We start from the raw sequence: 21,225 nt of genomic DNA on the forward strand, positions 1-21,225 counted from the left end.
GCGGTTCAGGCGGTCAGGCGGTGCGGGCGGTCCGCGGCGACCCGGCGACGGGGCGCGAACGGCGCCACCGGCACGGGGGCCGGCGCCGACAGCTGCGGGTCGACGGTCACGGTGGTGACGCCGAGCGGTGCGGCCAGGGCGCGCAGCGCGGGTTCGGCGAGCCGGATCCAGGCCTGGTCGGGGCCGAGCGTGGCGGCGAGTGCGCGGGCCGAGGTGAAACCCACGGCGGTGCGCTCGCCGAGCGGGGTGCGGAAGAGCCGGGTCGCGCATCCCGCGGGTCCCGGCCGGACCGGTACGAACAGGGGTCCGGCCGGGGAGCGATCGGAGGGCTCCGGGTCGTCACCGCACAAGAGTTCTGGCATGGCATGCCTCCTGGCACAGGAAGAGCTGGTGCCCCGGGGCGGGGAGGCCGGCCGGGGCTTGCCCAAGACGCTATGCCCGCTTCCGGCACCCCTCCGATGCCTCATGACGGGACGCTGACGGTGATCGGGGCGACGTTGACGGGACGCTGACGGAGCGGCCGTCGGTGCAGGTGGCGGCTGTCACAGCGGTGTGCACAGCGGTATGCACAGCGCCCGTCAGAGGCGCGCCAAGAAGTGCTCCGGGCACTGGCCGTCACTCGTTCGGCGCAGTGTCATGGAACCGGATCGGGGTACCCGTCCGCCCCGGGATCGGCCCGGGACTTCTACGGAAGATCGGTGGAGTCATGTCCGGTGACGACGCCTGCGCGCCCGTTCGGGTCGTGGTCGGCGTGAGCGGTTCGCTGGGCAGCGTCACGGCCCTGTCCCGGGCCGCGGCGGAGGCCCGGCGCCGGGACGCGGAACTGTGGCCGGTGCTCGTGTGGGAGCCGCCGGGCGGCGAGCTGGCGGCGCGGCGCTCGCCGGCCTCGATGCTGCTGGTCGACGAGTGGCAGCGGATGGCCCGGCAACGGCTGCTGGACGTGCTGGCCGAGGTCTTCGGCGACGCCGGGCCCGGCACCCCGCTGCACGGCCTCGTCGTGCGCGGCACCCCGGGGCTGTCCCTGGTGGAGACGGCGGACCGGGAGGACGACGTGCTGGTCGTCGGCGCGGGGCGGCGCGGCTGGCACCGGGCCTTCTCGGGCCGGGTGGCCCGCTACTGCCTCTCCCACGCGCACTGCCCGGTGCTGGCCGTGCCGCCGTCCCCCCTGGAGGAGGCGCTGGCCGCCGCACACCGCCGCAACAGCTGGCATCTGCCACTGGACTCAAGGCAGTTGTCGTAGCAACCCGGGTAGCGGCCCTATGAAGTGACAGCTGCCGGCAGGTCCGGCCGGCCCGGCCTGCGGCCCGGTGCGGTCGGCAGGGTCAGCACCATGGTGAGGCCGCCGCCCGGGGTGTCCTCGGCGGCCAGCGTGCCGCCCATCGCCTCGGCGAAGCCCCGGGCCACGGCGAGGCCCAGCCCGACGCCCGCACCGCGCGGTGAGTCGCCGTACCGCTGGAACGGCTCGAAGATGCGGTCCTTGGCCTCGTCGGGGACGCCGGGTCCGCGGTCCACGACGCGCACCTCGACCCGGTCGGCCAGGGAACTGGCCTTGACCAGCACAGGGGTGTCCGCGGGGCTGTACTTGACGGCGTTCTCGACCACGTTGGCGACGACCCGCTCGAGGAGCCCCTTGTCGACGTGGACCATGGGCAGCGTCTCGGGGATGTCCAGCTCGACGCTGTCCTCGGGGACCCCGCCGAGCGCCATCGGCACCACCTCGTCCAGGTCGGCCTCGCGGACGATGGGCGTGACCGTGCCGGTCTGCAGGCGGGACATGTCGAGGAGGTTGCCGACGAGGTGGTCGAGCCGGTCGGCGCCCGCCTCTATGGCCTCAAGGAGCTCCGCCCGGTCCTGCTCGGACCACTCGACGTCGTCCGAGCGCAGCGAGGACACCGAGGCCTTGATGCCGGCCAGCGGGGTGCGCAGGTCGTGGCTGACGGCGGCCAGCAGGGCGGTGCGGATGCGGTTGCCCTCCGCCAGCTCCTTGGCCTGGTCCGCCTCCTGCTGGAGCCGCTGCCGGTCGAGCACGACGGCCGCCTGCGCGGCGAACGCGGCCAGCACCCGCCGGTCGGAGGCCGGCAGCACCCGGCCGGACAGGGCGAGGGTCATGTGGTCGCCGACCGGCACGTCGACGTCCGCGCGCTCCGGCGACTGGCAGGGCTGCGGCCCGACGCTGCCGGCGCAGGTCCAGGGCGCCACGTCGTCCGCGCGCTCCAGCAGCGCCACCGACCCCATGCCGAAGGTCTCCCGCACCCGTTCCAGGAGCGCCTCCAGGCTGGTCTCGCCCCGCAGCACGCTGCCCGCGAGGAAGGACAGGATCTCCGACTCGGCGCGCAGCCGGGTCGCCTGCTGGGTGCGCCGGGCGGCCAGGTCCACCACCGAGGCCACCGACACCGCGACCCCGACGAAGATCGCGATGGCGACGATGTTCTTCGGGTCGGCGATGGTGAGGGTGTGGACGGGCGGGCTGAAGTACCAGTTGAGCAGCAGGGAGCCGGCCACCGCCGAGGTGAGCGCCGGGAGCAGACCGCCGAGCAGGGCCGCGGCGACCGTCAGGGCGAGGAACAGCAGCATGTCGTTGGCGAGGCCCACCTCCGGTGCCGCCGAGGTCAGCAGCCAGGTGAGCAGGAGCGGCCCGAGCACCCCGGTCAGCCAGCCCCAGATCAGCCGGGACCGGCTGAGCCGTCCCGAACGGCCCAGCGGGAGGCGCCCCTTGCCGGCCTCGTCATGGGTGATGAGGTGCACGTCGAGGTCGGGTCCCGAGTCCCGGGCGACCGTGGCGCCGACGCCGGGACCGAGGACGTACTGCCAGCTCCGGCGCCGGGAGACGCCGAGGACGATCTGGGTGGCGTTGACCCCGCGCGCGAAGTCTAGGAGCGCGGCCGGGACGTCCTCGCCGACGACGTGGTGGTAGGTGCCGCCGAGGTCCTCGACGAGGGTGCGCTGGACGGCGAGTTCCTTCGGGGATGCGGAGTTGAGGCCGTCGCTGCGCGCGATGTAGACGGCGAGCACCTCGCCGCCTGCGCCCTTCTCGGCGAGCCGTGCCGCCCGCCGGATCAGGGTCCGTCCCTCCGGGCCGCCGGTCAGGCCGACGACGATCCGCTCCCGTGAACCCCAGATCTTCGAGACCCGGTGCTCGCTGCGGTACTCGTTCAGGTACTCGTCGACCCGGTCCGCCACCCAGAGCAGGGCGAGTTCGCGCAGGGCGGTGAGGTTGCCGGGGCGGAAGTAGTTGGAGAGGGCCGCGTCGACCTTGTCCGGCTGGTAGATGTTGCCGTGCGCCATGCGGCGGCGCAGCGCCTGGGGCGACATGTCGACCAGCTCGATCTGGTCGGCCCGCCGGACCACCTCGTCCGGCACGGTCTCCTGCTGCCGTACGCCCGTGATGGACTCCACGACGTCGCCGAGGGACTCCAGGTGCTGGATGTTGACCGTCGCGACGACGTCGATCCCGGCGGCCAGCAGCTCCTCCACGTCCTGCCAGCGCTTGGCGTTGCGGGAGCCCGGGATGTTGGTGTGCGGGAGTTCGTCGACGAGGGCGACCTGGGGGCGGCGGGCGAGGACGGCGCCGACGTCCATCTCGGTGAACACCGCGCCCCGGTAGTCCAGTTCCCTGCGCGGGATCTCCTCCAGGCCGTGCAGCATCACCTCGGTGCGCGGCCGGTCGTGGTGCTCGACGAACGCGACGACGCAGTCCGTGCCGCGTTCGATCCTGCGGTGGGCCTCGGAGAGCATGGCGTAGGTCTTGCCCACGCCGGGTGCCGCGCCGAGGTAGATCCGGAGCCTGCCGCGTGCCATGTCATCCTTCGAAGCGGTAGCCCATGCCGGGCTCGGTGATCAGGTACCGGGGGTGCGAGGGGTCCGCCTCCAGCTTGCGGCGGAGCTGGGCCATGTAGACCCGCAGGTAGTTGGTCTTGCTGCTCTGGGTGACTCCCCACACCTCGCGCAGCAGGTGCTTCTGCGTGACGAGCCGGCCGGGGTTGGTGACCAGTATCTCCAGCAGATGCCACTCGGTGGGGGTGAGCCGTACGTCGTGACCGGCCCGCACCGCCTTCTTGGCGAGCAGGTCGATGGTGAAGTCGGCCGTCTCCACCCGGGTGGTCTCGGGGGCGAGCGGCACGTCCTCGGTGCGGCGGACCGCGGCCCGCAGCCTGGCGAGGAGTTCGTCCATGCTGAACGGTTTGGTGATGTAGTCGTCGGCACCCGCGTCCAGCGCGGCGACCTTCTCGTCGGAGGCCTGCCGTGCGGACAGCACCAGGATCGGTACGCGGGTCCAGCCACGCAGCGCCTTGATGACGTCGACCCCGTCCATGTCGGGCAGTCCGAGGTCGAGCATCACCACGTCAGGCTGACGCGCGGCCGCCAGCCGGAGGGCCGTGGCGCCGTCGGGCGCCGCGTCCACTCCGTACTGGCGGGCCTGCATGTTGATCACGAGTGCCCGTACGAGCTGGGGGTCGTCTTCCACGACCAGCACTCGGGTCATCGGTTCTCTCAACTGCCCTTGGTCAGGTCCTTCAGCGCGATGTTGAGTTCGAGGACGTTCACCCGGGGCTCCCCGATGAAGCCGAGGGTGCGGCCCGTGGTGTGGTCCTCGACCAGCTTCTCGACCCGGTCGACGGAGAGGCCGTTCTTCTCGGCGACCCGGTGAACCTGGAGCTCGGCGTAGGCCGGGGAGATGTCCGGGTCCAGACCGGAGCCCGAGGAGGTGACGGCGTCGGCCGGTACCTGGGAGGGCGTGACCGTGTAGCCGGGCACCGAGTTGTCCTTGACGACGGCGGCCTTGGCGTCCTTCACCTGCTGGATCAGCACCTTGTTGTCGGCGGCGAGGTTGGTCGCACCCGAAAGGATCAGCTTGTACCGGGTGTTGACGCTGTTGCTGCCGAGTCCGTTCGCCGGGCGGCCCTGGAACCACTGGAGCGCGGCGTCCGGGGTCTCCTGGCCCTTCTTCAGCGGCAGGTTGTAGGACTGCCCGATCAGGGACGAGCCGACGACCTTGCCGTCCGCCTTGACCTCGGAGCCGTTCGCCTTGTTGTGGAACGCGGCCTGGGCGATGCCGGTGACGACCAGCGGATAGACGACGCCCGTCACCAGGGTCAGCACCAGCAGCGCCCGCAGCGCCGCGCCCAGCAACCGGGCGGTGTTCGTAACGGAGTTGTTCATGGCGATCAGCCGATTCCGGGGATGAGGGAGATGAGCAGGTCGATGATCTTGATGCCGATGAACGGGGCGATCAGGCCGCCGAGGCCGTAGATCCCGAGGTTCCGGCGGAGCATCTTGTCCGCACTGACCGGCCGGTACTGCACGCCCTTCAGGGAGAGCGGCACCAGCGCGATGATGATCAGCGCGTTGAAGACGACGGCCGACAGGATCGCGGAGCTGGGCGAGGACAGGTGCATGATGTTGAGCTTGTCCAGGCCCGGGTAGACCACGGCGAACATGGCCGGGATGATCGCGAAGTACTTCGCGACGTCGTTGGCGATGGAGAACGTGGTCAGCGCACCGCGCGTGATCAGCAGCTGCTTGCCGATCTCGACGATCTCGATGAGCTTGGTCGGGTTGGAGTCGAGGTCGACCATGTTGCCGGCCTCCTTCGCGGCCGACGTACCGGTGTTCATCGCCACGCCGACGTCGGCCTGGGCGAGCGCCGGCGCGTCGTTCGTGCCGTCACCGGTCATCGCGACCAGCTTGCCGCCGGCCTGCTCCCGCTTGATGAGGGCCATCTTGTCCTCGGGGGTGGCCTCGGCGAGGAAGTCGTCGACGCCGGCCTCCTCGGCGATCGCCCGTGCGGTCAGCGGGTTGTCACCCGTGATCATGACGGTCTTGATGCCCATGCGGCGCAGTTCCTCGAACCGCTCGCGCATGCCCTCCTTGACGACGTCCTTGAGGTGGATGACGCCCAGGACCCGGGCGCCGTCGGCGTCGTCGACCGCGACCAGCAGCGGGGTGCCGCCGGACTCGGAGATGGCGCCCGCGAGGGTGTCGGCGTCCTCGGCGACCGTGCCGCCCTGCTCGCGAACCCAGGCGATGACCGAACCGGCCGCGCCCTTGCGGATCTTCCGGCCGTCCACGTCCACGCCCGACATGCGGGTCTGGGCGGTGAAGGCGATCCACTCGGCGTGCGCCAGCTCGCCCTGGTGCCGCTCGCGCAGCCCGTACTTCTCCTTCGCCAGGACGACGATGGAGCGGCCCTCGGGGGTCTCGTCGGCCAGCGACGACAGCTGGGCGGCGTCGGCCACCTCGGCCTCGGTGACCCCGCGCACCGGCACGAACTCGGAGGCCTGGCGGTTGCCGAGGGTGATGGTGCCGGTCTTGTCGAGCAGCAGGGTGGAGACGTCACCGGCGGCCTCGACCGCACGCCCGGACATGGCGAGCACGTTGCGCTGCACCAGCCGGTCCATGCCGGCGATGCCGATCGCGGAGAGCAGCGCGCCGATGGTGGTCGGGATGAGGCAGACAAGGAGGGCGACCAGCACGACCATCGTCAGGTGGGTGCCCGCGTAGTCGGCGAACGGCGGCAGGGTGGCCACGGCCAGCAGGAAGACGATGGTCAGCGAGGCGAGCAGGATGTTCAGCGCGATCTCGTTCGGCGTCTTCTGCCGGGCCGCGCCCTCGACGAGGCTGATCATCCGGTCGATGAAGGTCTCGCCCGGCTTCGTCGTGATCTTGATGACGATCCGGTCGGAGAGCACCTTCGTACCGCCGGTCACGGCGGAGCGGTCGCCGCCGGACTCGCGGATGACGGGGGCCGACTCACCGGTGATCGCCGACTCGTCGACCGAGGCGACGCCCTCGACGACGTCGCCGTCACCGGGGATGATGTCGCCGGCCTCGCAGACGACCAGGTCACCGATCCGCAGCTCGGTGCCGGGCACCTGCTCCTCGGTGGAGCCGGTCAGCCGCCGGGCGACGGTGTCGGTCTTGGCCTTGCGCAAGGTGTCCGCCTGGGCCTTGCCGCGGCCCTCGGCGACCGCCTCCGCGAGGTTGGCGAAGATCACGGTCAGCCACAGCCAGGCGCTGATGGTCCAGCCGAACCAGTCGCCCGGGTCCTTGAAGGAGAAGACCGTGGTCAGGATCGAGCCGACCCACACCACGAACATCACGGGCGACTTGACCATCACCCGCGGGTCGAGCTTGCGGCAGGCCTCGGGGAGCGACCTGATCAACTGCTTGGGGTCGAACAGGCCCGCGCCGACACGTCCTTCGGCCGGCTTGTGCCCGGTGGGCGCGTCCTGGTGGGGCGCAAGGGTGGGAGTGGACATGGTGTCCTCGTGGGCTTCCGTTCGGGTGGTCACGACGCCAGCCCCTCGGCCAGCGGCCCCAGCGCGAGGGCCGGGAAGTAGGTCAGACCGGTGATGATCAGGATCGCGCCGACCAGCAGGCCGGTGAAGAGCGGCTTCTCGGTGCGCAGGGTGCCGGCCGTGGCCGGGACGGGCTTCTGCTCGGCGAGCGAGCCGGCCAGCGCCAGCACGAACACCATCGGCAGGAAGCGGCCGAACAGCATCGCGAGTCCGGTCATGGTGTTGAACCAGTCGGTGTTCGCGTTCAGGCCGGCGAAGGCCGAGCCGTTGTTGTTGGCCGCCGAGGTGAAGGCGTACAGCACCTCGGAGAACCCGTGCGCACCCGGGTTGAGCATCGAGTGCGGCGGAGTCGGCAACGCCATCGAGACCGCCGCGAAGACCAGCGCGAGCGCCGGAGTGATCAGGATGTAGATCGCCGACAGCTTGATCTCACGGGCGCCGATCTTCTTGCCCAGGTACTCGGGCGTACGGCCGACCATCAGGCCGGCGATGAACACCGCGATGATCGCCATGATCAGGATGCCGTAGAGGCCGGAGCCGGTACCGCCGGGCGCGATCTCGCCCAGCATCATGCTGAGCAGCGTGATCCCACCGCCCAGTCCCGTGAACGAGGAGTGGAAGGAGTCCACCGCACCCGTCGACGTCAACGTCGTCGACACCGCGAAGATCGACGAGCCGCCGACCCCGAAGCGGACCTCCTTGCCCTCGTACGCACCGCCCGCGAGCTGGAGCGCCGGGCCGTGGTGGGCGAACTCGGTCCACATCATCAGGGCCACGAAGCCGAGCCAGATGGTGAACATCGTCGCGAGGATCGCGTAACCCTGCTTCACCGAGCCGACCATCACACCGAAGGTGCGGGTCAGAGCGAACGGGATCAGCAGGATCAGGAAGATCTCGAACAGGTTCGTGAACGGGGTCGGGTTCTCGAAGGGGTGGGCCGAGTTGGCGTTGAAGTAACCGCCACCGTTGGTACCCAGCTCCTTGATGGCCTCCTGGGAGGCGACCGCGCCACCGTTCCACTGCTGCGAACCACCCATGAACTGACCGACCTCGTGGATGCCGGAGAAGTTCTGGACGGCACCGCAGGCGACCAGGATCACCGCGGCGACGGCGGCGAACGGCACCAGGATGCGGATGACACCCCGGACCAGGTCGGACCAGAAGTTGCCGATCTCACCGGTGCGCGAGCGGGCGAAGCCACGCACCAGCGCCACCGCGACGGCGATACCGACAGCCGCCGACACGAAGTTCTGCACGGCGAGACCGGCCGTCTGCACGACGTGACCCATGGTCTGCTCGCCGTAGTACGACTGCCAGTTCGTGTTGGTCACGAAGGAGACGGCCGTGTTGAACGACTGCGCCGGGTTGACGGAGGAGAAGTTCAGCGAGCCGGGCAGGATGCCCTGGAGCCGCTGGAGGAGGTAGAGGAAGAGGACGCCGATCAGGGAGAAGGCGAGGACCCCGCGCAGATAGGCGGGCCAGCGCATCTCGGTGTCGGGGTTGGCGCCGATGCCCTTGTAGATCCACTTCTCGACACGCCAGTGCTTGTCGGAGGTGTAGACCCTGGCCATGTAGTTGCCGAAGGGGATGTAGCAGAGCGCCAGCGCGCCTATGAGCGCGACGAGCTGGAGCACGGCGGCGGTTACGGGACCCATGGGTGTCTCAGAACCTCTCCGGGAAGATCAGGGCGAGGACGAGATAGCCCAGCAGGGCGACGGCCACGACGAGGCCGACGATGTTCTCGGCGGTCACAGCTTCGTCACCCCCTTGGCGACGAGGGCCACCAGCGCGAAACCCGCGAGCACGGTGACGACGAAGGCCAGATCGGCCATCGTGAACTCCTGGATGAGGTTCGGAACGGACTTGGACTGTTAGAGGAAAGCGCCTTTCTGGCCGGATCCAGCCGCCGTTGACGGGTCCCTTACGGCGGTGTTCACGCCTTTGACGGGACTCTTACGCGGCCGCGACCAACCCGCGACCGGAACGCGCCATTCGGCCGCCGAACCCCCCGTGAACTGGGGGAACGCCGATCTCAGGAGCCCCGGAGGCGTCAGGACAGGCGGAACCGCAGCCGGCAGATCACCGCGTCGGTCTCCTTGCGCACGGCATGCGCGACGACGGCACCGCGCTGGTTCTGCAGCAGCCGCTGCCAGAGCCGCTCCGGCTCGGTCTCCGGGATCAGCACGGTCACCTGGGTGGCCGGCTCGGCCGCGCTCACCTGACGGACGTAGGCGGCGATGGGGCGGCCCAGGGTGCGCCGCTCACAGGTGAGCCGGACCAGTGGCACGCCGGGGTCCCACTCGGCCCAGGCGCGCTCCAGGGCGTGCAGCTGGGCCCGGTCCTCGGGGTCGGGGTGGCAGACGGTCACGGCCCGCACCTCGTCGCCCAGGGAGGCGGCGGCGGAGAGCGCCTCGGAGGTGAGCCGGGACAGCGACGACACCGGCACGATCACGACCGACCGCTCCCGGTGCGGCGGATCGGGGATCCGCCCGAGCCCGAGCCTCTCCCCGATCCGCCCGTAGGCACGGTGCACGGCGGCGAAGGCACCGACGAGCAGCGGCAGCATGACCACGACGAGCCAGGCGCCCTCGGTGAACTTGCCGGCGGTGACCACGACGGTGGCGACCCCGGTCAGGACCGCCCCGAACCCGTTGAGCAGTGCCTTCCCGCGCCAGCCGGTCCCCCGCTCCAGCCGCCAGTGCCGCACCATCCCGACCTGGGCGACGGTGAAGCCGACGAAGACCCCGATGGCGAACATCGGCACCAGCGTGTTGGTGTCGCCGCCGGAGAACACCAGCAGCGCGGCCGAGACGACGGCCAGGGCGAGCACACCGTGCCGGTGGACCTGCCGGTCGGCCTTGAGCGCGAAGACGTGCGGCAGGTAGTTGTCCCGGGCGAGCAGCTTCAGCAGCACCGGCAGCCCGCCGAAGCTGGTGTTCGCGGACAGCGCCAGCAGGATCATCGTGGCGAACTGGATGACGTAGAAGCCCCAGTTGTGGCCGAGGGAGGCGTCGGCGAGCTGGGCCAGGACGGTCACGCCCGCGACCGGCTGGAGGTGGAAGCGGGAGATCAGCACGGAGAGCCCGACGAGCATCGCGCCCAGCACCGCGCCCAGGGCGACCTCGGCGTGCTGGGCCCGCCTGACGCGGGGCACCCGGAAGGAGGGCACGGCGTTGGCGATGGCCTCGACGCCGGTGAGGGCGGCACAACCGGAGGCGAAAGCTTTCAGCAGGAGCAGCGCGCCCACGCCGGAGGCGTTGTCGGCGAGCACGGAGGCATGCCCGGCGGCGGTGACCGTGCTGGCCGGGGAGGACCGGAAGAGCCCCGCCACGATCAGCACGAAGATCGCCCCGACGAACACCGCCGTCGGCACGATGAAGGCCTTGGCCGACTCCACGATGCCCCGCAGGTTCACCCCGGTGACCAGCACCAGCACGGCCAGGCACAGCACCAGCCGGTGCGGGTACAGCGCCGGGAAGGCGGAGGTGAGGGCGGCGACCCCGGCGGTGACGGCGACGGCGACGTTCAGCACGTAGTCGAGCACCAGGGAGGCGGCGGCGACCAGGCTGGTCCGCGCCCCGAGGTGGGTCCGGGCCACGGCGTAGGAGCCGCCGCCGTCCGGGAAGGCCGCGATGACCTGCCGGTACGAGGCGACGAGCACCGCGAGCAGGGCCGTGATCGCGAGCGTGACGGGCAGCGTGAAGCCGAGCCCGTGCGCACCGGCGGCGGCCAGCACCAGCACGATGGCCTCCGGCCCGTACGCCACCGACGCCATCGCGTCCAGCGACAGCGCGGCGAGACCGGTCACCGCGGTGAGGCGATGCCGTTCTCCGGTATCGGGCGGCTCCTCACCGGCGGGCACGGCCCCCGGTTCGGCGGTCAGTACGGACATGGGGGTGCTCCTTGGCGAACGGGACATACGTCTCGCGCACGGAGTACCGCGCGCGACGCGACCAGGTTCTGTCCCGCCCCGACCACCTCCGCCAACCCCTTGCGCGTTCTTCGCGCGAGAGGGTGCGACTTTGACACGCCCTTGACGGCAGCGCCCCTGAAAGGGGCGCGGGGAACTGCGCGACAAGCCCGCGCCGGCCCGCAGTGCCCCACAACCGTCAGAGTCCCGTCAAAGACATGCCCCACCTGCTGACGCCGCCCGCCACCGCTCCCTACCGTCACCCCATGCCGCCCTCCGAGGACCCCCGCTGGTCCAAAGACGTCTACGCATCGGCCCGTTGCGCAGGCGCCCTCCTCGCCCTGCTCCTCCTCATCGACTGGGGATCAGGGACGTTCACCTGGTGGCGCGGCACCCTCTGGACCACCCTCGCCCTGCTCCTCTTCGGCGTCCTCTGCCCCGCCAGGGTCCGTGCCGGCGACGGCTGGCTCACCTCGCGCCGGCTGCTGCGCACCCGCAGGGTCCGCACCGACCGCCTGGTCTCGGTCCGCCGCCTGGACGGCGTCTCCCCCCGCCTGCTGCTCCGGGACGCCTTCGGCGACCGGCTGGAGATCGACCCTCAAGTCCTCGTCGACAACCCCGACCTGTGGCTGCGCGTCGACGCCGGCGCCCGCAAGGCCGCGGCGGCCGGCACCCTGCTCTGCGGGTCGACCGCCCTGAGCCACCTCGGTGAACAGGTTGAGCGCGAGAACGCGCTGGGCGTCTTCAAGGCGTCGGGCCTGGAGTAGCGCCCACCCCCGTCATCAGCACGTCGAGCCCGCGCCGGGTGGTGGCCATCACCACCCGGTCCCCCGCCGTCAGCACCCGCCCCTGCGCCGGCCGCCAGTCGAAGGCCGGCCGTCCCGCGCTGCCCCCGCCGACCGGCCCCACCGCCAATACCCGCCACTCCCGCCGCCGGAACGCCTGGTGCACCGAGCGTCCCTCCAGCTCCGGATGCCCGGCCACGTCCACGCAGGTGAACAGCAGCGATCCCCGCTCCACGGGCATCACCCCCAGCACGTGGCGCCCCATCATGGCGGCGGCGAACGACGGCGCGGCCAGCGCCGAAACGCTTCTGCTCCGGGTGAGCGCGTCCGGGTAGGACGCCCGCAGCGTGCGCTGGACGGTCGCGGCGAAGGCGTCGTCGTAGAGCCGGGTGACCACCCGCACCCCGGGGTTGGCCTCCCGGACGGTCATGACGATGTCGAGGTTCTGGCCGTCGTCGCGGGTGAGGACGAGCAGGGAGCCGCACTGCCGGACCCGGGCGAGTTCGAGGACGCCGGGGGCGGTGGCGTCCTCCAGGACCAGCGGGACGCCGAGTTCCCGGGCGAGCGCGACGCCCCTGGCGCGCGGGTCCCGCTCGATGGCCACGACCTGGTGGCCGGTGCTGCGCAGCCGGTCCAGCACCCGGGTGCCGACCATTCCGAGGCCGACCAGGACGATGTGGCCGCTGACGTCGTCGTCGGGCGGGTGGTTCACGGAGGCGGTGCGGAACGCCTCGGTGGCGTTCATGGTCGCGGCGACCACGAGCGGCAGCACGGCGAGCCCGACGAAGCCGGCGAGCAGCTGGAGTATGCGCCGGGCGGGCGACTCCTCGGTCGCCGGATCCCCCATGGTGAAGATGTCGAGCAGGGGCAGGTAGAAGTTCTTCCACCAGGGATGCTCGTCCGCGAAGAGCGCGGTGGCGGTGGACAGCGCGACCACCACGGCGGCCAACGAGCCGTAGACGGCGGCCAGTTGCCGGGAGCGGAAGACCCGCCACGGCAGGTGGGCGAGCCGGGCCCGCAGCCAGCGCAGCGGCCGGAACCGCCGGGCGCGGCGGGCCGGTTCGGCCGAGTCGAGGTGGACCACCTCCTCCAGCATGAGCCGCCCGTGGGTGAACTGCCGGTGGTACGCGGTCCGGTCGTCCGGCAGCAGCAGGGTGCCGTCCTCGCCGGAGGTCTCGGCGCTGTCCTGGCTGGCCGGGTCGTCCTCGTGGGCGCCGGAGAGCACGGCGAGGGTGGCGAGGTCGGCGGCGTGCGTCGGGGTGCCCGCGGGCCGGACGACACCGCGGAAGACCTTGCCCTCGACCTGGAGGGTGTGGCCGTGCCCCAGGGCCGCCGCCGCGACCAGTTCCGGGACGGCGGTGTCGGCGTCGGAGAGCACGGTGGTGGAGGTGTCCGGCAGGGGGGCGTCGCACAGGCCCGCCGCCCGGTCGAGGAGCCGTTCCAGGTGGCTGCCGCGCTCCCGGTTGAACATCCGCACGACCAGCCGTACGGAGGGGTTGACCGCGCGGGCCACCAGGGCCGCGGTGACGTTGACCTGGTCGTCGCGGTAGGTCAGGGCGAGCGCGGCGGCCCGTGCCACGCCGGCCGCGCGCAGGGTGGCCTCGTCCGGGCGGGCCGCGATGTGCAGGTGGACCGCGGACGCCGGGTCGCGGTGCAGGGCGGCGACCCGGGCGCCGTGCTCGTCGTCGGCGGTCGGCAGGACCACGGTGACGACCTCGCCGCACACCGCGTCCAGTTCGACGGCGAGCCGGTGCGCCAGGCCGTCGTCGCCGCAGATCACCATGTGGCCGGTTCGCTCTCCGGATGCCGCTGGTACGAGCAAAGTTGACGTCACATCAGCCTGAACGGCACCTGCCGTGACGCCGGTTCCGGCCGGACCGCCGCCCGCCGTTCAAAATTCCGCCAAGAACATGTCAAGACGTAGGAGCGGGCACGGGCTGGTGGGCCCCCAGCCCACGGGTCAGCCCGCGCCCATCGGCCCCTCCGTGCCACCTCCGACGCGCTGTGGTGTGCGGAAGGGCCGGGCCCGGTCGGCCAGGGGCAGCGAGACGACCATGGTCAGTCCGCCGCCCGGGGTGTCCTCGGGAGTCAGGGTGCCGTCCATCGCCTCGGTGAGCCCGCGGGCGAGGGCGAGTCCGAGGCCGAGCCCCGTGGTGTTGTCGGTGTCGCCGAGCCGCTGGAAGGGCTCGAAGAGCCGGTCCCGGCCGGTCGCGGGCAGCCCGGGGCCCCGGTCGATGATCCGGAGCTCGGCGCGCCCGGCCAGCGCGCTCGCCGTCACCAGCACGGGTGTGCCGGGCGGGCTGTAGCGGGCCGCGTTGCCGACCAGGTTGGCGATCACGCGCTCCAGCAGCGGCGGGTCGGCGAGCAGCGGCGGCATGTCCTCCGGTTCGCCGTGCACCTCGGCCGTCGGGGTGTCGGCGAGGGCGGTCGGCAGCACCTCCTCCAGGGCGGTGGCCCGCAGGTTGAGGGTCAGCACGCCGGCCTCCAGGCGGCTGAGGTCGAGGAGGTTGTCGACGAGGCGGCTCAGCCGGGCCATGGACTCCTCGGCGGTGGCGAGCAGTTCGTCGCGGTCCTCCGGGGAGAACTCCACCTCCCGGCTGCGCAGCGAGGTGACCGCCGCCCAGCCGGCCGCGAGCGGGGTGCGCAGGTCGTGGCCGACGGCCCGCAGCAGCGCGGTGCGCATCCGGTCGGCGGCGCGCACCGGTTCGACCTCGGCGGCGGCCTGGGCGAGCCGGGCCCGCTCCACCGCCGAGCCGACGTGCGCGGCGAACGCGGCCAGCACCCGCCGCTCCGACGAGGAGGGCGTACGGCCGCGCAGCACCAGGTAGTTGCCGGGGCCCGCGGGCACGGCGGTGGCGTCGGCGCCGTCCGGCGGTTCGTCTACGAGTTCGGCGGAGTCCATGCCGAAGGTCTCGCGGGTGCGCTCCAGCAGCGCCGGGATGGTCTGGCCGCCGCGCACGATGCTGCCGGCCAGCGACGACATGGTCTCCGCCTCGGCGGTGGCCCGCGCCGCGCGTCTGGACAGCCGCAGCGAGCGGTCGACGACCGCGGCGACGGTGGCGGCCACGACCGCGAACACCCCCAGTGCCAGCAGGGCGTTGGGGTCGTCGAGGGTGAACCGGCCGATCGGCGGGATGAACCAGTAGTTCAGCAGCAGGGACGCGGTGACGGAGGCGATCACCGCGGAGGTCACCCCGCCTATGCAGGCCACGCCGACCACCGCGAGCAGGAACAGCAGGGCCTCGCTGGTCAGGTTGACGGTGCCGCGGACCTGGGCGAGGGCGACGGTCAGCAGCACGGGGAGGACGAGCCCCGCGACCGGTCCGGCGATGAGTCTGCCGGTGGAGAGGGTGCGGCGGCGGGAGGGCAGCAGGGTGCCGCGGCCGGCCCGCTCGTGCGTCACCCGGTGGACGTCGATGTCGCCGGAGAGCGCGGTGACGACCTCCCCCGTCCCCGGTCCGGTGAGGAAGCGTTCCAGGCGGCCCCGGCGGCTGGTGCCGAGGACCAGCTGGGTGGCGTTCTCGGCGCGCGCGAACTCCACCAGGGCGGTGGCCACGTCGTCGCCGACCACCGAGTGGTAGCTGCCGCCGAGGTCCTCGACCAGCCGGCGCTGCCGGGTCAGCGAGGCGTGCGAGACTCCGGCGGCCAGGCCGTCGCTGCGGGCCACGTGCACGGCGAGCAGGTCGCCGCCCGCCGACCGGTCCGCGATGCGCGCGGCCCGCCGTACCAGCGTGTCGCCCTCCGGACCGCCGGTCAGCGCGACCACCACCCGCTCGCGGGTCTCCCACACCCCGCCGATGGCGTGTTCGGCGCGGTACGACTGGAGGGCCTCGTCGACCCGGTCGGCGACCCAGAGCAGGGCCAGCTGGCGCAGGGCGGTGAGGTTGCCGGGGCGGAAGTAGTTGGCGAGGGCCGCGTCGATCTTCTCCGGGGCGTAGATGTTGCCGTGCGCCATCCGGCGGCGCAGGCCCTCCGGCGGGATGTCGACGAACTCGATCTGCTCGGCCCGGCGGACCACCTCGTCGGGCACCGTCTCGTGCTGCGGCACCCCGGTGATCTTCTCGACGACGTCCTTGAGTGATGCGAGGTGCTGGATGTTGACGGCGGTGATCACGTCCGTGCCGGCCGCGAGCAGGTCCTCGATGTCCTGCCAGCGCTTGGGGTGCCGGCCGCCGCCGGGGATGTTGGTGTGCGCGAACTCGTCGACGATCGCGACCTTCGGGCGGCGCGCGAGCACGGCGGCGACGTCCATCTCCTCGAACTCGCCGCCCCGGTAGCCGCAGCGCAGCCGGTCCACGACCTCCAGGCCGTCGGTCATGGCCTCGGTCAGGGGGCGTCCGTGGCACTCCACGTACCCCACCACCACGTCCGCGCCCCGGGACGCGCGGCGCCGGGCCTCGTCGAGCATGCGGTAGGTCTTGCCGACCCCTGGGGCGGCCCCGAGGTAGACTTTCAGCCGTCCGCGCGGTACGTCGTTCATCACCTCAAAGACAAGCGCGCCCCGGAGCCCGGGGTCCGGTCTCTTGACGCGTCTCTGGCGCCGCCGACGACGACGTTGACACTGTCTTGACGGCCCCGGGCCGGATAGGGTGAGGGCGGTGTGCCGGGAAGTCTGGTCGGCCGGGAGTCACAGTGGCTCCCGTTGGGCCCCAGGGGGACGGCATGCGCGGCGTGGGTACGGTTCTCGCACTCGTGGTACTGGCCACGGTGGTGGCGACCTTCGCCCGCCGATGGCGGATCCCCGCCCCCTCCCTCCTCGTGGTCGCGGGCCTCGCCGTGGCCCTGCTGCCGGGCACCCCGACGATCCAGATCAGCCCCGAGGTCATCGGCCTCGTCGTTCTCCCGCCGCTGCTCTACGCCAGCGCGGAGGAACTCTCCTGGCGCGAGCTGCGCGCGGTGTGGAAGCCGGTGAGCGTGCTCGCGGTCGGCCTGGTGCTGGCCTCGGCGGCGGCCGTCGGCGCGGTCGCCTCCCTGGTCACCCCGCTGTCCTGGCGGATGGCGCTGGTGCTCGGTGCGATCCTGGCCAGCACCGACCCGGTCGCCGTGACCGCGCTCGGCCGCCGGCTCGCCCTGCCGCCCAGGGTGCAGATGCTGGTCCAGGCCGAGAGCCTCTTCAACGACGCGACCTCGCTGGTCCTCTACCGGGTCGCGGTGAGCGTCGCGGTGGCCTCGGCGGCGGCGAACTGGGGATCGGCGGGCGGCGAGTTCCTGCTGCTCGCGGGCGGCGGCACACTGATCGGCGCGCTGGTCGCCGCCGTCGTCACGGTGATCAGGCGGCGCACCGAGGACCCGGTCCTGGAGACGGTGATCTCCCTGGTCACCCCGTACGCGGCGTACGTCCTCGCGGAGGCGGCCCACACCTCCGGAGTCACGTCGGTGGTCGTGGCGGGCGTGGTCCTCGGTGGCCGGGGCGACCGGCTCACCAACGCCCGGATAAGGCTCCAGCTGCACGCCGTCTACGGCACGGTGGTCTTCCTGCTGGAGAGCGTGGTCTTCAGCCTGATAGGGCTCGCGCTGCCCGCCCAGGTGCGGGCGCTGTCCGACGGCGACCGGGCCTGGCCGCTGTACGCGCTGGCGGTGGCCGGCACGCTGATCGCGGTACGGCTGCTGTGGCTGGCGCCGCTGTCGGCGGTGGTGCAGCGCAAGGGCGGCATACAGCGGCCGAACTGGCGGGTGCCGGTGGTGCTGACCTGGGCCGGCACCCGGGGCGTGGTGCCGCTGGCGGCCGCGCTGTCGATCCCGGTGACGGCCAAGGACGGCTCGGCGCTGACCGAACGCCCGCTGGTGCTGGTCCTCACCACGTCGGTCGTGGTCGTCACCCTGGTCGTGCAGGGCTTCTCCCTGGCCTCGGTGGTGCGCCGCTCCGGCATCGCCCTGGAACCGGACCACACCGAGCGCGAGGAGGCCGCCGCCCGCTGCCGGCTGGCCGACGCGGGCATCCGGCGCCTGGAGGAGCTGTCCGAGCTGGAGGCCGTATCCGACGTGGTCCTCGACCGGCTCCGGCGCGGCCTCAACGCCCGCCTCGACGACGCCCGCGACCGCCTCACCGACAGCACCGTCGAGTCGGCCGACCTGGTCTACCGGCAGCTGCGGCGCGACCTGATAGCGGTGGAGGCGGCGGAGCTGCGCCGGCTGTACGACGAGCACACGATCAGCGACACGACCCGCAGGCGGCTCCAGCGGTCCCTGGACCTGGAGGAGGCCCGGCTGGCCGACGCGTAGCGCGCCGCGGCCAGGGGCCGCCCCTGGATCGCGCGGGCACCGTCCGAGGGGGTGCTCAGGGCCGCACCGCTTGAACGTCCCCTGCACGGAGGCCGGTCAGGGCCGGGCGGCGGGGACGGCAACGCCCCCGCTCGCGCAGCGATAACGCACGGTGTCCGGATCCCGGCACCCGCCCGCCGTCCCCCGTACAGTCCAACGTCCCCCCACGGCCTCCCGGTCCCCCTTTCTTGATGCGCGACCGCCGTCTGTCAGGGCATTCTTAACGCAAGCTTGACGCCTGGCTCCCTCCGATCCGAGGGCCCACGCGTCACTCTCTGCTTACGCTGGTGCCGCCGTCCGCGTGATGGCCGGAATCGAACTGCGCCGCACCACACCGCGCCGGACACCAGGAGCCGACCCCATGGCCACGACCGAACACCCCCCTCCCAGTCGCCTGCGCGCCTGGATGCTGGAGGGGCTGTCCGACATGGGCAAGGGCGGCGGCCACACCGGCCCCCACGCACAGCCCGAACCCGCGCACCAGGGCCAGCGCTGGTGGCGGGTGATGTGCCTGACCGGTGTCGACTACTTCTCCACCCTCGGCTACCAGCCGGGCATCGCGGCCCTGGCGGCCGGCCTGCTGTCGCCGATCGCGACCATCGTGCTCGTCATAGTCACCCTGGCCGGAGCGCTGCCGGTCTACCGCCGCGTCGCCGAGGAGAGCCCGCACGGCGAGGGCTCCATCGCCATGCTGGAGCGGCTGCTCTCCTTCTGGCAGGGCAAGCTGTTCGTGCTGACCCTGCTCGGCTTCGCCGCCACCGACTTCCTGATCACCATCACCCTGTCGGCCGCCGACGCCTCCACCCACCTGGTGGAGAACCCGCATCTGACCAGCACCCTGCACGGCCACCAGATGGTCATCACGCTGTTCCTGGTGGCCCTGCTGGGCGCGGTCTTCCTCAAGGGCTTCCTGGAGGCGATCGGTGTCGCGGTCGCCCTGGTCGGCATCTACCTCGCGCTGAACGTCGTCGTCGTGATCGTCGGCTTCTACCACGTCATCACCGCCGAGCACGTCATCACCGACTGGACCAGCGCCCTCACCCAGGAACACGGCAACGTCTTCGTGATGATCGGCGTCGCCCTGATCGTCTTCCCGAAGCTCGCCCTCGGCCTGTCCGGCTTCGAGACCGGCGTCGCCGTCATGCCGCACGTCAAGGGCGACCCGGAGGACACCGAACAGCGGCCCACCGGCCGGATCCGGGACACCAGGAAGCTGCTCACCACGGCCGCCCTGATCATGAGCTGCTTCCTGATCGCGACCAGCTTCATCACCACGCTGCTGATCCCGGAGCAGGAGTTCAAGTCCGGCGGCGACGCCAACGGCCGTGCACTCGCCTACCTGTCGCACGAATACCTCGGCAACGCCTTCGGCACGGTCTACGACGTCTCGACCATCTGCATCCTGTGGTTCGCCGGCGCCTCCGCGATGGCCGGCCTGCTCAACCTGATGCCCCGCTACCTGCCCCGCTACGGCATGGCCCCGCACTGGGCCCGCGCCGTGCGCCCGATGGTCATCGTCTTCACCCTGATCGCCTTCCTGGTGACCTGGATCTTCGACGCCGACGTCGACGCGCAGGGCGGCGCCTACGCCACCGGCGTGCTGGTGCTGATCAGCTCCGCCGCGGTCGCGGTGACCATCGCCGCCCGCAAGGCCGGGCAGCGAAAGTGGACGATCGGGTTCGGGGTCATCTCGGCGGTCTTCCTCTACACGACCGTCGTGAACGTCATCGAGCGGCCCGACGGTGTGAAGATCGGTGCCTGCTTCATCGTCGGCATCATCCTCGTCTCGCTGCTCTCCCGCCTCGCCCGCGCCTTCGAGCTGCGCGTGACCAGCGTGGCCCTCGACGACATGGCGGAACGATTCATCCGCGACATGGCCAGCCGCAAGATACGGTTCATCGCCAACGAGCCGGACCGGCGCGACAAGGCCGAGTACCGCGAGAAGGTCGAGCAGATCCGGGCCGACAACGACATGCCCGAGCAGGAGGACTTCGTCTTCGTCGAGGTGACGGTCACCGACCCGTCCGAGTTCGAGGCGGGCCTGTCCGTCCGCGGCGAGGTCCTGCACAACCGCTACCGGGTGCTGACCCTGGAGTCGGCCTCCATCCCGAACGCCCTGGCCGCGCTGCTGCTGCACGTCCGCGACGAGACCGGCTGCATCCCGCACATCTACTTCGAGTGGACCGAGGGCGGCCCGTTCGCCAACTTCCTGCGCTTCTTCCTCTTCGGCCAGGGCGAGGTCGCCCCGGTCACCCGGGAGGTGCTGCGCGAGGCGGAGCCGGACCGCGCCCGACGGCCGCGCGTCCACACGGGCTGAGGGCAGGACCCCGGCGTAAGAATCCCGTCAATATCCGCACGGTCCGCATAAGAACCCTGTCAGCGGTCGTTCCCGACCCTCCGCCGCCCCCTACCGTCGGCGTCATGGAGGACAGAAGACGCGGGATCCGGGCGGCCGGTGACCGCACCTGGCGCGGCAGCGCACACCTGGCCGTCGGCTCTGCCCTCGGCTTCGGCGGGCTGACGTTCGTGGTCGACTGGGACGCCGGCACCCTCACCCCGGCCCGCGCCCTGCTCTGGGTGACCCTGTCGGCCGCGATCCTCGTCATGCTGCTGCCGGCCCGCGTCACGGCGGGCCCCGGCTGGCTGGCCGTCCGCGGCCCGCTCCGGCGCCGTACCGTCCGCACCGACTCCCTCGTCTACGTCGGCCAGTACGGGGACGTCGCCGCGCATCTGGTGCTGCGCGACACCCTGGGCAACCGGCTGGAGTTCGACCCGGGCGTCCTGCACGCGAACCCCCTGCTCTGGCACGAGCTGGACACGGGTGTCCGCCGCTCCCTGGAGCGCGGCACCCTGCGCCGCGGCACCGAGGTGCTGGCCCGGCTCGGCCACGAGATCGACGACACGAACGCACGCGCGGTTCTCGAGGCGTCCGGCCTCACCTGACCGGCGACCCCACGTCCGTGTACCCCGC

Annotated in this window: 15 protein-coding genes; 5 read left to right on the forward strand and 10 right to left on the reverse strand. The window is 72.0% G+C overall.

Annotated elements, in window-relative coordinates; genetic code table 11:
- Nucleotides 1-5: 5 nt before the first annotated feature.
- Complete coding sequence (locus ACGF5O_RS10630) at nucleotides 6-362, reverse strand: SAV_915 family protein (RefSeq protein ID WP_393809527.1); 357 nt, start codon at nucleotides 360-362, stop codon at nucleotides 6-8.
- Between the two features lie 344 nt (nucleotides 363-706).
- On the opposite strand from ACGF5O_RS10630, the gene ACGF5O_RS10635 reads away from it, so the two are divergent.
- Nucleotides 707-1,240 carry a universal stress protein gene (locus ACGF5O_RS10635; protein WP_393809528.1) on the forward strand — a complete coding sequence of 178 codons (534 nt, stop codon included), beginning with the start codon at nucleotides 707-709 and terminating at the stop codon, nucleotides 1,238-1,240.
- Between the two features lie 17 nt (nucleotides 1,241-1,257).
- On the opposite strand, the gene ACGF5O_RS10640 is transcribed toward ACGF5O_RS10635, so the two are convergent.
- The 7 genes from ACGF5O_RS10640 to ACGF5O_RS10670 form a co-directional block, all read right to left on the reverse strand.
- Nucleotides 1,258-3,798: an ATP-binding protein gene (locus ACGF5O_RS10640; protein WP_393809529.1), complete on the reverse strand. Its 2,541-nt coding sequence runs from the start codon at nucleotides 3,796-3,798 to the stop codon at nucleotides 1,258-1,260.
- Between the two features lies 1 nt (nucleotide 3,799).
- On the reverse strand, nucleotides 3,800-4,483 hold the full coding sequence (locus ACGF5O_RS10645; RefSeq protein WP_351494670.1) for a response regulator transcription factor: 684 nt from the start codon (nucleotides 4,481-4,483) through the stop codon (nucleotides 3,800-3,802).
- Nucleotides 4,484-4,491: 8 nt separating this feature from the next.
- Nucleotides 4,492-5,160 (reverse strand): potassium-transporting ATPase subunit C, encoded by a 669-nt coding sequence (locus ACGF5O_RS10650; RefSeq protein WP_393809530.1) that lies wholly within the window; start codon nucleotides 5,158-5,160, stop codon nucleotides 4,492-4,494.
- Nucleotides 5,161-5,165: 5 nt separating this feature from the next.
- On the reverse strand, nucleotides 5,166-7,259 hold the full coding sequence (gene kdpB, locus ACGF5O_RS10655; RefSeq protein ID WP_393809578.1) for a potassium-transporting ATPase subunit KdpB: 2,094 nt from the start codon (nucleotides 7,257-7,259) through the stop codon (nucleotides 5,166-5,168).
- Between the two features lie 29 nt (nucleotides 7,260-7,288).
- The gene (gene kdpA, locus ACGF5O_RS10660) at nucleotides 7,289-8,953 is read right to left on the reverse strand and encodes a potassium-transporting ATPase subunit KdpA (protein ID WP_393809531.1); all 1,665 of its coding nucleotides are present in this window, start codon (nucleotides 8,951-8,953) and stop codon (nucleotides 7,289-7,291) included.
- 7 nt (nucleotides 8,954-8,960) lie between these two features.
- Nucleotides 8,961-9,050, reverse strand: a complete 90-nt coding sequence (kdpF, locus tag ACGF5O_RS10665; protein ID WP_016434100.1) for a K(+)-transporting ATPase subunit F — start codon at nucleotides 9,048-9,050, stop codon at nucleotides 8,961-8,963.
- 298 nt (nucleotides 9,051-9,348) lie between these two features.
- Nucleotides 9,349-11,190 (reverse strand): APC family permease, encoded by a 1,842-nt coding sequence (locus tag ACGF5O_RS10670; protein WP_393809532.1) that lies wholly within the window; start codon nucleotides 11,188-11,190, stop codon nucleotides 9,349-9,351.
- Nucleotides 11,191-11,426: 236 nt separating this feature from the next.
- Between ACGF5O_RS10670 and ACGF5O_RS10675 the strand changes: the two genes are divergently transcribed.
- Nucleotides 11,427-11,975 (forward strand): hypothetical protein, encoded by a 549-nt coding sequence (locus ACGF5O_RS10675; protein WP_393809533.1) that lies wholly within the window; start codon nucleotides 11,427-11,429, stop codon nucleotides 11,973-11,975.
- Here the strand turns inward: ACGF5O_RS10675 and ACGF5O_RS10680 are convergent.
- Both ACGF5O_RS10680 and ACGF5O_RS10685 read right to left on the reverse strand, forming a co-directional pair.
- Complete coding sequence (locus ACGF5O_RS10680; RefSeq protein WP_393809534.1) at nucleotides 11,953-13,776, reverse strand: potassium channel family protein; 1,824 nt, start codon at nucleotides 13,774-13,776, stop codon at nucleotides 11,953-11,955. The genes ACGF5O_RS10675 and ACGF5O_RS10680 overlap by 23 nt on opposite strands.
- Nucleotides 13,777-13,953: 177 nt before the next feature.
- Nucleotides 13,954-16,473 carry an ATP-binding protein gene (locus ACGF5O_RS10685; RefSeq protein ID WP_393809535.1) on the reverse strand — a complete coding sequence of 840 codons (2,520 nt, stop codon included), beginning with the start codon at nucleotides 16,471-16,473 and terminating at the stop codon, nucleotides 13,954-13,956.
- A 182-nt stretch (nucleotides 16,474-16,655) separates the two neighbouring features.
- On the opposite strand from ACGF5O_RS10685, the gene ACGF5O_RS10690 reads away from it, so the two are divergent.
- The 3 genes from ACGF5O_RS10690 to ACGF5O_RS10700 all read left to right on the forward strand — a co-directional run bounded on the left by ACGF5O_RS10690 (nucleotide 16,656) and on the right by ACGF5O_RS10700 (nucleotide 21,197).
- On the forward strand, nucleotides 16,656-18,215 hold the full coding sequence (locus ACGF5O_RS10690; RefSeq protein WP_393809536.1) for a Na+/H+ antiporter: 1,560 nt from the start codon (nucleotides 16,656-16,658) through the stop codon (nucleotides 18,213-18,215).
- 400 nt (nucleotides 18,216-18,615) lie between these two features.
- Complete coding sequence (locus ACGF5O_RS10695; protein WP_393809537.1) at nucleotides 18,616-20,571, forward strand: APC family permease; 1,956 nt, start codon at nucleotides 18,616-18,618, stop codon at nucleotides 20,569-20,571.
- 104 nt (nucleotides 20,572-20,675) lie between these two features.
- Nucleotides 20,676-21,197, forward strand: a complete 522-nt coding sequence (locus ACGF5O_RS10700; protein ID WP_393809538.1) for a hypothetical protein — start codon at nucleotides 20,676-20,678, stop codon at nucleotides 21,195-21,197.
- Nucleotides 21,198-21,225: the final 28 nt, after the last annotated feature.

Origin of the sequence: Streptomyces sp. NPDC048291, from assembly GCF_043201715.1 — a bacterium.
Classification (GTDB): Bacteria; Actinomycetota; Actinomycetes; order Streptomycetales; family Streptomycetaceae; genus Streptomyces.